At 70.8% G+C, this 13922-nt stretch carries 12 protein-coding genes and 1 tRNA gene; 11 read left to right on the top strand and 2 right to left on the bottom strand.

Annotation, left to right across the window (positions count from 1 at the left end; all coding sequences use genetic code 11):
- Positions 1 to 60 precede the first annotated feature (60 nt).
- From AB0950_RS33040 to AB0950_RS33025, 4 genes are read left to right on the top strand one after another with little or no spacing between them, the layout of a single operon-like run.
- Positions 61 to 1308 carry an ATP-grasp domain-containing protein gene (locus tag AB0950_RS33040; protein ID WP_366780072.1) on the top strand — a complete coding sequence of 416 codons (1248 nt, stop codon included), beginning with the start codon at positions 61 to 63 and terminating at the stop codon, positions 1306 to 1308.
- 26 nt (positions 1309 to 1334) lie between these two features.
- Positions 1335 to 2609, top strand: a complete 1275-nt coding sequence (locus AB0950_RS33035; RefSeq protein ID WP_366780071.1) for an MFS transporter — start codon at positions 1335 to 1337, stop codon at positions 2607 to 2609.
- Positions 2606 to 3370: an SDR family NAD(P)-dependent oxidoreductase gene (locus AB0950_RS33030; protein WP_360575164.1), complete on the top strand. Its 765-nt coding sequence runs from the start codon at positions 2606 to 2608 to the stop codon at positions 3368 to 3370. Before AB0950_RS33035 ends, AB0950_RS33030 begins: the two co-directional genes overlap by 4 nt.
- Positions 3367 to 4722, top strand: coding sequence for a hypothetical protein (locus AB0950_RS33025; RefSeq protein ID WP_360160302.1), 1356 nt, complete (start codon positions 3367 to 3369; stop codon positions 4720 to 4722). Before AB0950_RS33030 ends, AB0950_RS33025 begins: the two co-directional genes overlap by 4 nt.
- 246 nt (positions 4723 to 4968) lie before the next feature.
- On the opposite strand, the gene AB0950_RS33020 is transcribed toward AB0950_RS33025, so the two are convergent.
- Complete coding sequence (locus AB0950_RS33020) at positions 4969 to 5382, bottom strand: hypothetical protein (protein ID WP_360160301.1); 414 nt, start codon at positions 5380 to 5382, stop codon at positions 4969 to 4971.
- A 320-nt stretch (positions 5383 to 5702) separates the two neighbouring features.
- On the opposite strand from AB0950_RS33020, the gene AB0950_RS33015 reads away from it, so the two are divergent.
- Positions 5703 to 5799, top strand: a tRNA-Val gene (locus AB0950_RS33015).
- Positions 5800 to 5816: 17 nt separating this feature from the next.
- Here AB0950_RS33015 and AB0950_RS33010 read toward each other — a convergent pair.
- The gene (locus AB0950_RS33010) at positions 5817 to 6278 is read right to left on the bottom strand and encodes a MarR family transcriptional regulator (protein WP_360160300.1); all 462 of its coding nucleotides are present in this window, start codon (positions 6276 to 6278) and stop codon (positions 5817 to 5819) included.
- A 139-nt stretch (positions 6279 to 6417) separates the two neighbouring features.
- Here AB0950_RS33010 and gap point away from each other — a divergent pair, with 139 nt between their 5' ends.
- From gap to ptlE, 6 genes are all read left to right on the top strand, one after another.
- The gene (gene gap / locus AB0950_RS33005; RefSeq protein WP_360160299.1) at positions 6418 to 7422 is read left to right on the top strand and encodes a type I glyceraldehyde-3-phosphate dehydrogenase; all 1005 of its coding nucleotides are present in this window, start codon (positions 6418 to 6420) and stop codon (positions 7420 to 7422) included.
- 176 nt (positions 7423 to 7598) lie between these two features.
- The gene (gene penM, locus AB0950_RS33000) at positions 7599 to 8795 is read left to right on the top strand and encodes a pentalenolactone synthase (protein WP_366780070.1); all 1197 of its coding nucleotides are present in this window, start codon (positions 7599 to 7601) and stop codon (positions 8793 to 8795) included.
- A 56-nt stretch (positions 8796 to 8851) separates the two neighbouring features.
- Complete coding sequence (ptlH, locus tag AB0950_RS32995; protein ID WP_360160297.1) at positions 8852 to 9703, top strand: 1-deoxypentalenic acid 11-beta-hydroxylase; 852 nt, start codon at positions 8852 to 8854, stop codon at positions 9701 to 9703.
- A gap of 57 nt (positions 9704 to 9760) precedes the next feature.
- A complete protein-coding gene (locus tag AB0950_RS32990) occupies positions 9761 to 11215 on the top strand; it encodes an MFS transporter (RefSeq protein ID WP_360160296.1) in 1455 nt (484 codons plus the stop codon).
- 101 nt (positions 11216 to 11316) lie between these two features.
- Entirely contained in the window at positions 11317 to 12165 is an 849-nt protein-coding gene (ptlF, locus tag AB0950_RS32985; protein WP_360160295.1) for a 1-deoxy-11-beta-hydroxypentalenate dehydrogenase, read from the top strand.
- The gene (gene ptlE, locus AB0950_RS32980; RefSeq protein WP_366780069.1) at positions 12102 to 13916 is read left to right on the top strand and encodes a neopentalenolactone/pentalenolactone D synthase; all 1815 of its coding nucleotides are present in this window, start codon (positions 12102 to 12104) and stop codon (positions 13914 to 13916) included. Before ptlF ends, ptlE begins: the two co-directional genes overlap by 64 nt.
- Positions 13917 to 13922 lie beyond the last annotated feature (6 nt).

The following is a 13922-nucleotide window of genomic DNA, read 5'->3' as shown; positions in this document are numbered from 1 at the left end:
CCCGGGCCCGTGCCACTGTAGGCACAGTCTCTTTCGCGCATTTTCGAACGGAGAACACCCATGCCCCGAATAGTCCTTGTCGGCGGAAAGCCGCAACCTGTCACCACCGCCCGGGAATTCGGGGTCGAGATCGTCCTCGTCCACGAAGAGGGAAAGTACGAGGACGAGTTCGCCGACCACTGCGCACAGATCGTCCACGCGACGATCAATGACAGCGAGTCGATTCTCGCCGTCCTGCGCCCGCTGCACGAGGAAAAGCCCTTCGACCGGGTTCTTTCGGCCACCGAGGAAGCCGCCATCGCGGCCGGCGAGGTGGCGGACGCCCTCGGCATCCCCGGCACCAGCGCCTTCACCGCCCGCGCGCTGAAGGACAAGGCGATCACCCGCAAGCTGCTCGCCGAACACGGCGTCAGCCCCGTCCGCCACGCGGTGATCACCAGCGCGGAGGAGGCGGCGGAGTTCGCCCGCTCCGTCGGCGGCCGAATCGTCGTCAAGCCCTCGGACGGGGTCGCCAGCATCCAGATCCATGTCGCGCACACCCCGGACGAGGCCACCACCGCCTGGAAGACGCTGGCCGAGGCCGGTCACCGGGACGCCATCGCCGAGGAGTTCCTCGACGGCCCCGTGGTCAGCGTGGACACCTTCTCCCACCGCGGCCGTCACATCGTGTTCGGCATGTCCGAGTACCAGATGAACGACCTGTTCGTGGAGTGGGAGGTTCGCACCCCCAGCCCGGTCGCCGAGCCATGGCGGGCCGAACTCACCGAGCTCGTGGGCCGCCTGCTGGACATCGTCGGGCTCACCGACGGTCCCGCGCACAGCGAGTTCATCCTCACCGCGGACGGGCCGCGGGTGCTGGAGTCGCACAACCGCTTCGCCGGCAGCGGCGCACCGGACCTCGTCCGGCGCGCCACCGGCGTCGATCTCTACCGGATGTTCCTCGGCGTCCAGCTCGGCTTCGAGGACCTGCCGCAGACCTCGCCCCTGCCGACCGGCGGCGCGGCGATCCGCTTCTTCACCCCCGACCCGGGCACCATCACCGCCGTCACCGGCCTCGACGAGGTGGACGCCCTGGTCCTGCAGGTCCCGCCGGGCGGCGCCCGCGGAAACATCGTCCCGATGCTGGCCAGGACCAGGGAGGCCGACGTGGCCGTCGTCCTGTCCAAGCAGGTGGGCGATGTCGTACCGCCGCTGCGGTCGGTCAAGGACTGCAGCTCGGGCTATGTCATCGCGACCGGCCGGGACGCCGCCGACGCCTCGGCCACATGCGAGCGCGTGATCGAACAGATCCGCTTCCACGTCAGGTGACCCGAAGGCCACCTAGGAGAGACGACATGACAACCCTGGAGACACCCCGGGAGGCGGAGCCCGCCGCCCCGCCGCCGCTCATGCGCGACCGCCAGTTCCGGCGGTTCATCACCGCCGCGGCGGCGGGAAAGCTCGGCACGCAGATCGGCTACGTCGCCATCCCCCTGCTGGCCGTCACCACCCTCCACGCCGACGCGGGCCAGGTCGGTCTGCTCGCCACCCTCAGCACCCTGTCCTTCCTGCTCATCGGCCTTCCCGCCGGCGCGTGGGTGGACCGGGTGCGGCGGCGCAAGGTGATGATCGCCGCGGACCTGGCGCGCGGGCTGCTGCTCGCCTCGGTCCCGGCCACCTGGCTGACCGGGCACCTCGGCATCGGACAGCTGTACGCCGTCGTCCTGCTGACCGGCGTGGCCACGGTCTTCGCCGATGTCGGCCAGCAGAGCTTCCTGCCGGCCCTCGTCGGCCGCGAGCAGCTGCCGGCCGCCAACGCGACGCTGGTCGGCATGGACGCCCTCAACCAGATCGCCGGGCGCAGCGCCGGAGGCTTTCTGGTGCAGCTGATCTCGGCCCCGGCCGCCATCCTGGTGAACGCGTGCGGCTACCTCTGGTCGGCCGCCTGGCTGACGGCCGTCCGCAAGCCGGAACCCGCGCCCGTGCGCAAGCCGGGCCAGAACCTGGCCAAGGAGATCAGGGAGGGCCTGGCCTTCGTCGCCGGCCGCCCGGTGCTGCGCGCCATCGCCCTGGCAAGCGCCTGCAACAACCTGTCCATCCAGGTGAGCGTCACCATGCTGCCGGTGCTCTTCGTGCACGATCTCGGTCTCTCCGAAGGCGTGCTGGGGCTCTACCTGGCCGTGGGCGGACTCGGTGTCCTGCTCGGCTCACGGGCTGCGAAGCGGATCGGACCACGACTCGGCCAGGGCCGGACCCTGTGGATCGTCGGACTCGTCGTCGCCCCGTTCGGCTTCCTCGTGCCGCTGGCAAGCAGCGGCTGGGGCCTGTGGCCGGCCGTCCTGGGCTGGCTGCTCACCACCTTCCGGGTCGGCGTCAACAACGTCATCCAGGTGAGTTTCCGGCAGCGCTGCACCCCCGACGTGCTGCTCGGAAGGATGAACGCCACCATGCGGTTCGTCCTCACCGGAGCCCTGGCGATCGGTTCGGCACTCGCCGGGGCGATCGGCGAGTTCGACGGCGCACGCGCCGCCCTCTGGGCGGGAGCCATCGGCCTCGCCCTGGTCTGGATCCCCATCTATCTGTCCCCGTTGCGCACCATGCGCGACTGGCCCGAAGGCGAAGCCCAGTGACGACGACGACACCGACCGCGGTAGTGACCGGTGCCAGCAGCGGCATCGGAGCCGCGACCGCACGGCGGCTGGCCAAGGAGGGCTACCACGTGGTCGCCGTCGCCCGCCGAGCCGACCGGTTGCGGGCACTGGCCCTGGAGACCGGCGGGGAGGCGTACCCGCTCGACATCACCGACCGGGCAGCCGTGCGGGAGTTCGCCGCGGCCCTGGACCGGTGCGACGTCCTGGTGAACAACGCGGGCGGCGCCTTCGGCTCCGAGCACGCCGCGGACAGCGACCCCGAGGACTGGCGGCACGGCTTCGAGGTCAATGTCATGGGGTCGCTGCACATGACGCAGGCGCTGCTGCCGCTGCTGCGCGGCGCGGGCGGTGGCACCGTGGTCGCCCTCACCTCCACCGCGGCCTTCGTCAACTACGAGGGCGGTGGCAGTTACAGCGCGGTCAAGCATGCCGCGCACGCCCTCGCCGAAACCCTCCGCCTGGAACTGTCCGGCGAGCCCGTCCGGGTCGTCGAGATCGCTCCCGGCATGGTGCGCACCGAGGAGTTCGCCCTCAACCGCTACCGCGGGGACGCCGGACGGGCCGAGGCCGTGTACGCGGGCGTGGACCGGCCGCTGACCGCCGAGGACGTCGCCGAGTGCATTCGCTGGGCGCTCGCTCTGCCCCCGCACGTCAACATCGACCGGCTCGTCGTCCGGCCACTCGCACAGGCCGCCCAGCACAAGGTGCACCGCGGCCCGATCTTCGGGGAGCCCTCATGACCGACCGCGTCACCCGCGCCTATCTGCGGGCCAGCGCCCCCGAGGACAGTGCCCTGCGGCACGCCGTGGCACAGTCCGCGCTGCCGCCCGCGCTCGCCGCGTCCTGCGCCCACCGGCTGCTCCCCCGGCCGATGTTCGCCGCCGAGGACGAGATGAACGCGGTCTACGACGACTTGACGGAGCTGTTCAGGCTTCTGGTGTCGCTGCCGCAGCGGCTCTTCGACGGTGATCTCGACAGGTTCTGCGAGGCATTGGGCGTCGACGCCCGCAAGGCCGCCTTCATGCGGCGGCTCGGCGGGGGGCCGCCTCCCCTGCACGGGCGCGCCGACATGTACCACGACGGTGACTCGTTCAAGGTCCTGGAGCTGAACCTCGGCAGCCAGCTGGGCGGCACCGACCGCGCCGAACTCAGCCGCTGCCTGCTGGAGGTCGACGCCTTCGCCGCGTTCGCCGACGAGCACCGGCTCCGCTACGTCCACACCGGGGAGGTGATCGCCGGCGTCCTGCGCGAGGCAGCCGCGCCCGTGGCGAACGGGGACGCACCGGTCATCGCCCTGCTGGAGGCCGACGGCGGCCTCGCCCCGTACCTGCATCTGGTCCGCTCCTTCCAGGAGATGATGCACAGGATCGGCGTCGACCTGCGGATCGGGGAACTCGGCCAGGTGCGGGAGCGCGGCGGCAAGCTGTACCTCGACGGCACCCCGGTGGACCTCGTCCTGCGCTACTTCTCCGTGGACCAGCTGTGCGCCACCCCGGAGGGGGAGGCCGCCCTCGATCCGGTGTACCGGGCGCACCGGGCCGGCGGCACGGTGCTCTACACCCCGCTGGAGAGCTTCCTCTACGGCAACAAGGGCACGCTGGCCCTGCTGTCCGACCCGCTGCACCGGGCGGCGTTCTCCGCTTCCGAGGCCGCGCTGATCGACCGCGTTCTGCCGTGGACCCGAGTCCTGGCGGACGGCCCCGCCGAGGTGGAGGGCACCACCGTCGACCTGCTCGAACACTGCCGGGAGCGGCGCGGGCAGCTGATCCTCAAGCCGCGGGGCGACTTCGGCGGCGCCGGCATCGTCGCCGGCTGGGAGTGCGGCGAGCAGGAGTGGAAGGAAAGGCTCCTGGAGTGCCGGGACAACGGTTACGTGGTCCAGCGCAGGGTCGTGCCGCGAGTCGAGCCGGTCCTGGATCCGCAGACCGGCCGGACCGAGGACTGGATCGCGGTCTGGGACGCCTTCCTCACGCCGCACGGGCACGCGGGCGGCCACATCAGAGCGGTTCCGGCGGGGTCGGGAGAGATCGTGAACATGGGCACGAACCCGCTGTGCCGGACCTCGGGGGTATTCCAGTACCCGGCGGGGTGACCCGGAGCGCGAACGAGGATGAGGCGCACGTATTCGACCGCCGCCGACGTGCATCCGGTCGGCCACAGCACCGGTCAGGGATGCGGCTCAGGCCCGCGGATACCGCGCCAGCGCTCATGCGAAGCCGGTCCCTGGGGCATCTCCATGGCAAAGTCGTCCGCGAGTTCCAGCACCGTACGACGGCCCTCCAGCTCGGCCGGCCAGGCCCGCGTGAGGGCCGTTCCACCGTGGAGGGCCCCTTGTCGGTCAGCAGTTGACGGGAGGGTTACCGGAGGCGACTCGGCAGAAGTCCGACCCGAGTCCGCCGTCGACGGTGCCGGCGTTCGGGCCGACGGAGATGAAGTCGCCGTCGGGGCCGCCGAGGATCCTGCCGGTCGCCGTCGTACCGGCGTTGGCCGTGATGAAGTCGCCGCCGGAGCCGCCGTCGACCGTGCCGGCCACGACGCCGTTGATGACGATGTAGTCGCTCCCGCCCAGGCCGTTGACGGTGTCGCCCACGCCAAGGGCGCCGCAGGTGATGTTGTCGGAGCCGGCGGTACCGCTGATGGTCGTACCGGACACGGGACGGCCGTTGACCGTGCACGACGTCAGGGCTTGTGCGGGCGTGGCGATCAGGGCGAGGGGAGCGGCCACAAGGGCGGCGGCGCAGAGCGTACGCATCGCATGTCTCATCATGCAAAAAGTGGCTCATGGTGATTTCATGATCGCAATGCCGCACATCCGTGGCGTCCGCCGTTCGGAGCAGTCCGCCGCCCAGGCCCGAGGGCTGACGACGATCGCGGCGCCCGCCCTCTGCCGTGCCGCACCCAGGATCCGGTCCAGGTGAGTCGGTCTGCTTTCGGGCGCTGGTCGATGCCTTCGCCGGGCAGCAGCGTGCCGAGCCGGCCGCGGGCCTACGGCGCGTCAGCGCCGTGTCAGGCCACCCCTGCACCATGAAACACGTGAACGGCACCGCGGGAAGACCGTGAGGCCGGGAGCAGGGAGAGGTGCCCGGAGTGGCTGATCGGGGACCAAGGGCGCACGCCCGGAGTCGGACCCCCTCGGGGGTCCACGCAGGTTCGAATCCTGCCCTCTCCGCGCACCATGGAGGGGTCCTAGCGTCCGGCTTCGGTGCCGAGTTGGGCCAGGCGGGTCAGGGCCGGCAGGGCCGCGGCGATGGCCTGGCGTTCCGCGGGGGTCAGCTGGGCGATCAGCGGGGTCAGGTGACGGCCCCGGTCCTCGTGCCGGGACTGGCCGATCTTTCGGCCACTGTCGGTGATGTGGACGAGGACGGCTCGGCCGTCGGCCGGGTCGGGGCGGCGTTCCACGAGGCCGTCTCGTTCGAGCCGGGTGACCAGCTGGGTGAGCCCCGGCTGGCTGATCTGCTCGGTCTTGGCGAGGTCGGTCAGCCGTTTCGGGCCGCTGGTGGCCAGTGTGTCCAGCACGGACAGTGTCGTGAACGACAGCTTCTGCACGGCGGGGAGCCGGATGTAGTAGCGGTTGAAGTTCTCGATCGCTCTGGTGAGGTCACCGACGTTCAAGTCGGTGTCGTGGTCGGCACGCTGAGTGAATGTCACCCTGGAAATGTATCGCAGATTTATATAAGCTCCTGATCGATCGCGTGCCGGCGCCTCGTCCAGGCGCACGGTGTGCATGGCACCTCGGCGCAACGGCGCGTCAGTGGACTTGTAGAGCGCTAGGTGAGGAACCCACCACATGACTGTGCGAATCGGCATCAACGGCTTCGGGCGTATCGGTCGCAACGTCTTCCGTGCGGCGGCCGCGCGGTCTTCGGAGCTGGAGATCGTCGCCGTCAACGACCTGGGCGACGTGCCCACGATGGCCCACCTGCTCGCCTACGACTCGATTCTGGGGCGTTTCCCCGAGGAGGTCGCCGCCGAGCCGGGCGCGATCCGCGTGGGTGACCGGACGATCAAGGTGCTCGCCGAGCGCGACCCGGGCGCCCTGCCGTGGGGTGACCTGGGCGTGGACATCGTGATCGAGTCCACCGGCATCTTCACCGACGCCGCGAAGGCGCGCTCGCACGTCGAGGGCGGAGCGAAGAAGGTCATCATCGCCGCTCCGGCCAGCGGCGAGGACATCACGCTGGTGATGGGCGTCAACGACGGTGACTACGACCCCGATCGCCACACCATCATCTCCAACGCCTCCTGCACCACCAACTGTCTCGCCGTACTGGCCAAGGTGCTGCACGACGCCGTCGGCATCGACACCGGCATGATGACCACGGTCCACGCCTACACGCAGGACCAGAACCTCCAGGACGCCCCGCACAAGGACCTGCGCCGGGCCAGGGCCGCGGCGCTGAACATCGTGCCGACCTCCAGTGGCGCCGCCAAGGCCATCGGTCTCGTCCTGCCGGAACTCGCCGGCCGGCTGGACGCCTTCGCCCTGCGGGTGCCCGTGCCCACCGGTTCGGTCACCGACCTCACGGTCACCACCCGCCGCGGTACGACGGTGGACGAGGTGAAGGAGGCGTACGCGGCGGCGGCCTCGGGGCCGTACAAGGGCCTGCTGTCGTACGTGGACGCGCCGTTGGTCAGCACCGACATCGTGGGCGACCCGGCCTCCTGTGTCTTCGACGCCGGGCTCACCCGGGTGTCCGGCCCGCAGGTCAAGGTCGTCGGCTGGTACGACAACGAGTGGGGTTACTCGAACCGTCTCATCGACCTGGCCCTGCTCGTCGGGTCGTCTCTGTAGTTCCTCGCCGGCCCGGCGTCCGCACCACCCGCACGTCAGCAACGGTCGGCCGCCGAAGCGGCGGCCGCCGCTTCGGCGCGCCCTGAACCGGCGCGCAGCGCACCCGACGCCAGCGATGCCGTCGGCGTGCCCGGATGCCCGACGAATCCCCTGCACGACGCTGCGAGGACAGGCTGATGAAGGAACTTCCGCGGTTACCTTTCGACAATCCGGACGTGCTCGGCATCGCGCCCCAGATGCGTGCACTGCAGCAGGAGGGGCCGATCACCAGGGTGGGGACCGCCGGTGAGGACGCCTGGCTGGTCACCCGTTACGACGAGGTGAGGGCGCTGCTCGCCGACCGCCGGCTCGGTCTGAGCAATCCCAAGCCGGACGGGTCGGCCAAGAGCGCGGCCAGGGCCTTCATGGTCGCGCTGATGGCCGGGGACGACTTCGACACCGAGACCGTCAGGCACACGCGGATGCGCCGGCTGCTGGTGCCCCGGTTCTCCACGCGCCGGATGCGGCTGATGAAGAGCCGGATCGAGCATCACGTGGACGAGCTGCTGGACCAGTTGGCGGCCAGTGCCCCGCCGGTCGACCTGCACCGTGCGCTGTCGTTTCCGTTGCCGACCATGGTGGTCTGCGATCTGCTCGGCGTGCCGCTGGCCGACCGGGAGCGGTTCGGGCAGTGGGCGAGGGGCACCTTCGACCAGAGCGACAACCAGCACTCGGCGAACACCTTTCAGCAGGTGGTCGACTACACGACGGAGCTGGTGGCGCGCAAGCGCACCGAGCCCGGCGACGACATCCTGTCGGAGCTGATCGCCGAGGACGACGGAGCGCTGTCCGACGCGGAGATCGCCCAGTTGGGCAACGCGGTGCTGCTGTTCGGCTACGAGACCACCATCGTCCGTATCGACCTGGGCACGCTGCTGCTGTTGCGCAATCCGGCGCAGTGTGCGCTGCTGGCGGAGAATCCGGACCTCGCGCCGGCCGCGGTCGAGGAGATCCTGCGCCTGGGCGTGGGCGGCAAGGGATCCAACGCGATCATCCCCCGCTACGCGCACAGCGACATCGCCGTCGGCGGGACGGTGATCCGGACCGGGGACGCGGTGATGCTGGCCATCGGCGCGGCCAACTACGACAGCCGGGCGTTCCCGGACAGCGATCTGTTCGACCTGGGCCGGCACAAGCCCAAGTCGCATCTGGCGTTCGGGCACGGCGTGCGGCACTGCATCGGCCGCACGCTGGCCCGGATCGAGCTGACCGCGGTGTTCGAGCGGCTGTTTCGCCAACTGCCCGGCCTGCGGCTGGCGGTGCCCGAGGAGTCGCTGCGCTGGCAGGAGCACCGGATCACCGGCGGGTTCGATGAAATCCCCGTCACCTTCTGAGTGGCCTCGCACGAGCGGAACCCTTCCCCCACGTACAGTCACGAGGACAAGGAACCATGACGGACACCTTCGGCGACTACGTCGACTGCACGCCTCTTCTCGACGACCGTGAGGCCCTCGACCGGTTCTACGACGAGCACGGCTACCTCTATCTGCGCGGTGTCCTGGACGGCGAGCTGGTGCGGACCGCCGCCGAGCAGATGCTCGAGGGCCTGGTCGCGCTCGGTCATGCCGCGCCCGGCACCACGCTCGACACCCTCACCATCGAGTCCTTCGAGGCGGTCGACGAGGTGGCGATGCACGACTACGTCAGGTACGACGACCTGTGGAACCACCCCTCGAGCCTCAAGGTCTGGGAGAAGGTGTTCGGCGAGCCCGTCTTCGTGTTCAAGTCGACGACGATCCGCTACTACCCCTCCGCCGCGGGCTCCGCGGAGCCGAGCTTTCTGACGCCGCTGCACCAGGACGGCTTCTACATAGGCCCGAACAAGGACTTCCGCACCGCCTGGATACCGCTGCTGGCGACGACCCGCGACACAGGCGGGGTCGCCGTCGCCGACGGCAGTCACAAGAAGGGGCCGCGCGAGCACGTCGTCACCGAGAACTTCCGCCGATTCGGCCACCCGGTGCGCGGTATCCCGGCGGAGGAGTTCGGCGCGGACGAGCAGCTGCTGTTCTCGCCCATGGAGCCGGGTGACGTGCTCGTCTTCCACGCCTTCATGTGCCACAAGTCCATCCCGAACGTGTCGCTGAACCCGGCCGGCATGCGGATGTCGATGGACACCCGCATCCAGCCCGCCTCTTCGCACCGCGGGTTCAACGCGCTGACCCCCTGGCCGCAGTCCGCGAAGGACGCCTCCAAGGGGATCATGTCGAAGATCACCGGCACCCCCACCACCGTCGAGTGACGGTGGTGCCCCGCACCCGTCTCAACCGTCCCCCCACACACGCCTGGTAGGCAGCGCATGACGAACCGCGAGGGCCTCCCCCCTCTGCAGGGGCCCACAGCGACACCGGAGTCCTCGACCCGTACACAACCGGCCGCCGCGGGGCTCGGCGGCATCGCCCTCGTGGTGGTGCTCACCGGATACGCCCTGTCCATCGTGGACGCCTCCATCGTCAATGTGGCGCTGACCTCGATCAGTGACGACCTCCACGGCGGCCCCGCCGCGCTGGAGCTGGTGGTGTCCGGCTACGGCCTCACCTACGCCCTCGGCCTGGTGCTGGGCGGACGGCTGGGCGACGCGTTCGGCAGGCGGCGCCTGTACGCCTACGGGCTGGCCGCGTTCACCGTCACCTCGGCGCTGTGCGGGGCCGCCCCGACCATCGAGTTCCTCGTCGCGGCCCGGCTGCTGCAGGGGGCCGCCGCCGCCATGCTCGTACCGCAGGTGCTGGCGACGATCCAGGCGGCCACGGCCGGCCAGGCGCGCGCCCGTGCGATCGGCCTGTACGGCGCGACCGCGGCCCTCGGCATGGTCGTCGGGCAGATCCTCGGCGGGCTGCTGGTCTCGCTGGACGTCGCCGGGATGGGCTGGCGGTCGGTCTTCGCGATCAATGTGCCGATCGGGGTGGCCGCGCTGCTGGCCGTCCGGCGCGTCCCGGCGACCAGGGCCGGCGCGAGGCCGGGCTTCGACCCGGTGGGCACCGTGCTGTTCGGCGTGACCATGGTCTGTGTCCTGGCCGTGGTGGTGGCGGGCCCCGACCTGGGCTGGCCGCTGTGGCTGTGGTCGCTGCTCGTGGTCGCCGCGGTGGGGGCGCTGGCGCTGGCGCGGGCCGAACGCGGACTGGAGGCGCGGGGCGGCTCACCGCTGCTGTCCCCGTCGGTGCTGTCGCATCCGGGGATGCGCAGGGGACTGGCGGCGGTGGTGCCGTTCTCGGCCGGCTTCGGCGCCTTCCTGTTCGTCTACGCGCTTCTCGCGCAGGGCCACTTCGGGTTCGACGGGCTCGCCTCCGGTGCGGTGCTGTCGCCGTTCGCCGTGGCGTTCTTCGCGGTCACGCTGTTCACCCCGAGGATCGCGTCGGCCCTGGGCGGCCGGATCGTCACCCTGGGCGCCCTCGTGCAGGGCGCGGGCGTGCTGCTGCTGGCGCTGGTCGTCCGGCTGGGCTGGCCGCATCCCTCCCTGGTGCTCGTGCTCGTCGGGATCGCCTTCTTCGGCATGGGCGCGGCGCTGATCGGCCCGACGCTGTTCCGGATGATCCTCGCCGACGTACCCTCCGCGCAGGCCGGCATGGGCAGCGGTGTGCTGGTGACCAGCCAGCAGATGGCGACCGCGCTGGGCGCGACCGTCGGCGGAACCCTCTATGTCTCCCTGGCCGGTGCGCTGTCGACGGTGTCGGCGGCCGTGGGCGTGCTCGCCCTGCTGGCGTGTTTCTCGGTGACCGTTCTCGTGATCAGCCTGAAGCTCCCCGACCCCGGCTGATGCCCGCGCTGCTCGAACGGCGCGATCTGATCCAGACCTTCTCGTGGGCAACGGCGCGCCGTTCGTCGGCGTGCCCGCGCGCAGAAGCGGAGGCAAGCCACGTGCACGTACAGGCAAGGGCAGCGGTGGTGACCGGCGCGGCCAGCGGTATCGGTCTCGCCCTCAGCGCCCGCTTCGCACGGGCCGGCGCCGGTGTGGTCATGGCGGACGTCGCGGGCGACGCACTGCACCGCCGGGCCGCCGAACTGGCCGCGCAGGGCGCCGACGTCACCGCCGTGACCGCCGACCTGACCGACCCGGACGCCGTCGAACGGCTCGCGGACACGGCGTTCGGCCTGCTCGGCGACATCGACGTGGTGTGCAACAACGCCGGGGTCCTCGGTCCGGTGGGACAGCCCCTGTGGGAGGTGCCGCTGGAGCGGATGCGGCAGGTGTTCGAGGTGAACCACTGGGCGCACGTCCTGGTGGCCCGTGCCTTCGTCCCCCGGCTGCTGGAGCGCGGCCGGCCCGCCCATCTGGTCCACACCGCTTCGATGTCCGCCTTCGTCGTCGGTGCGGGCAGCGCCGCCTACGCCGCCTCCAAGCACGCCGATCTCGCGGTGGCCCGCTCTCTGCGCGCCGATCTGAAAGGCACCGGGGTGCGGGTGTCGGTGCTGTGTCCCGGCCGGGTCGACACCCCCATGGTGCAGGGCCTGACGGCTCCGCGCGGCGCGGGCGGCGACACCTCGGTGAGCGCCGAGGACGTCGCCGACCTCGTGTGGGAGGCCCTGGGCTCCGACCGTTTCTATCTCTTCAGCAACCCCGACGCCCCGCTGCGGCTGCGCGATCAGTTCGACGACGTATGGCGTCATGTTTCCCTTCCGCCCCCTTCCCCCGAGGAGGAGCTGTGGCCCGCGCCGAAAGCGACGACCGAAGCGAGGAAACACCGGCCATCGACCTGGAGGCGGTGAGGGAGAAGTACCGGCAGGAACGCGACAAGCGCCGCTTCGGCCGCACCTACCAGTTCGCGCGCGGTGACTTCCGCCGGTACGCCCGCGACCCGTACACCGAGCGGCCAGAGCGCGAGCCGCTTGCCGACGAGGTGGACGTCGCCGTCGTCGGCGCCGGCATCGGCGGTCTGCTGACCGGCGCCCATCTGCGCAAGGAGACCGGCCTGGAGCGGATCCGGCTGATCGACGAGGCCGGCGACGTCGGCGGCACCTGGTACTGGAACCGCTTCCCCGGTGTCCGGTGCGACGTCGAGAGCTACATCTACATGCCGCTGCTGGAGGAGATCGGCACGATACCCACCGAGAAGTACGCCACCGGGCCCGAGATCTTCGCCCACCTGCAGAAGATCGCCCGCACGTACGACCTGTACCGCGACGCCCTGTTCCAGACCGCCGTCACCGAGCTGCGCTGGGACGAGGCCGCCGGGACGTGGCTGGTGAGCACGGACCGCGGGGATGTGTTCCGGGCCCGGTACGTGGCCATGTCGATCGGTCTGATGCACCGGCCCAAACTCCCGGCGCTGCCGGGCCTGGAGACGTTCGCCGGGCACTCCTTCCACACCAGCCGCTGGGACTTCGACTACACCGGCGGCGACAGCACCGGCGGCCTGACCAAGCTGAAGGACAAGACGGTCGGGGTCATCGGCACCGGCTCGACGACCGTCCAACTGGCCCCGCACCTCGCCGAGTGGGCCGAGCGGCTCGTCGTCTTCCAGCGCACCCCGGCCGCCGTCGACGTCCGCGGCAACCGGCCCACCCCGCCCGGCTGGGCGGACAGCCTCGAACCGGGCTGGCAGCAGCGCCGGATGGAGAACTTCCACGCGCTGACCTCCGGCGTTCCGCAGGACGAGGACCTGGTCCAGGACCGCTGGACCCAGACCACGGCCAAGCTGGCCGCCGCCATCCTGCCCACCGGCGACACGGGAGGCGACCCGAAGGAGCGGGCGCTCGCCGCCGAGCGGGCGGACTTCCTGAAGATGGAGGAGCTGCGCGCCCGCATCGACAGCGTCGTCACCGACCCCGCGACCGCCGCCGCCCTCAAGCCGTACTACCGCGTGTACTGCAAGCGTCCCTGCTTCCACGACGAGTACCTGCAGACCTTCAACCGGCCCAACGTGACCCTCGTCGACACCCAGGGGCGGGGCGTGGAGCGGCTCACCCCGGCCGGGGTGGTCGCGAACGGCCGGGAGTACCCGGTGGACTGCCTGGTGTTCGCCACCGGCTACGAGCACGAGTTCGCCGTCCCGTACACCGACCGCGCCGGCTACGACATCGTCGGCCGGGGCGGTGTGAAGCTGTCGCAGAAGTGGGCGGACGGGGCGCGCACCCTGCACGGACTGCAGGTGCACGGCTTCCCGAACTGCTTCATCCTGTCCAAGGTCCAGGCCGGCCGGCACGTCAACATCGCCTACATGCTGGGCGAGCAGACCCGGCACCTGGCGTACGTCGTCAGGTGCGTGGAGGAGCGCGGCCACCGGGTCGTGGAGGCGTCCGAGGCCGGCGAGAAGGAATGGGTGGAGGAGATCCTCCGGCTCGCCAGCAACGACCTCGACTTCCTGGAGAACTGCACGCCCGGCCTCTACAACAACGAGGGCGACCCGAGCGGGCTGCCGCTGCTCAACTCCAGTTACGGCGGCGGCTCGGTGGAGTTCGTGAACATCCTCAGGCGCTGGCGCGAGGCGGGCGACCTCGCGGGCCTCGAGCTGCGCTGACCACCC

This window comes from Streptomyces sp. NPDC007189 (assembly GCF_040703635.1).
In the GTDB taxonomy this organism is placed as follows: Bacteria; Actinomycetota; Actinomycetes; order Streptomycetales; family Streptomycetaceae; genus Streptomyces.
Note: the sequence above shows the minus strand (reverse complement) of the source record. Positions and strands in the feature narration are given on the sequence as shown.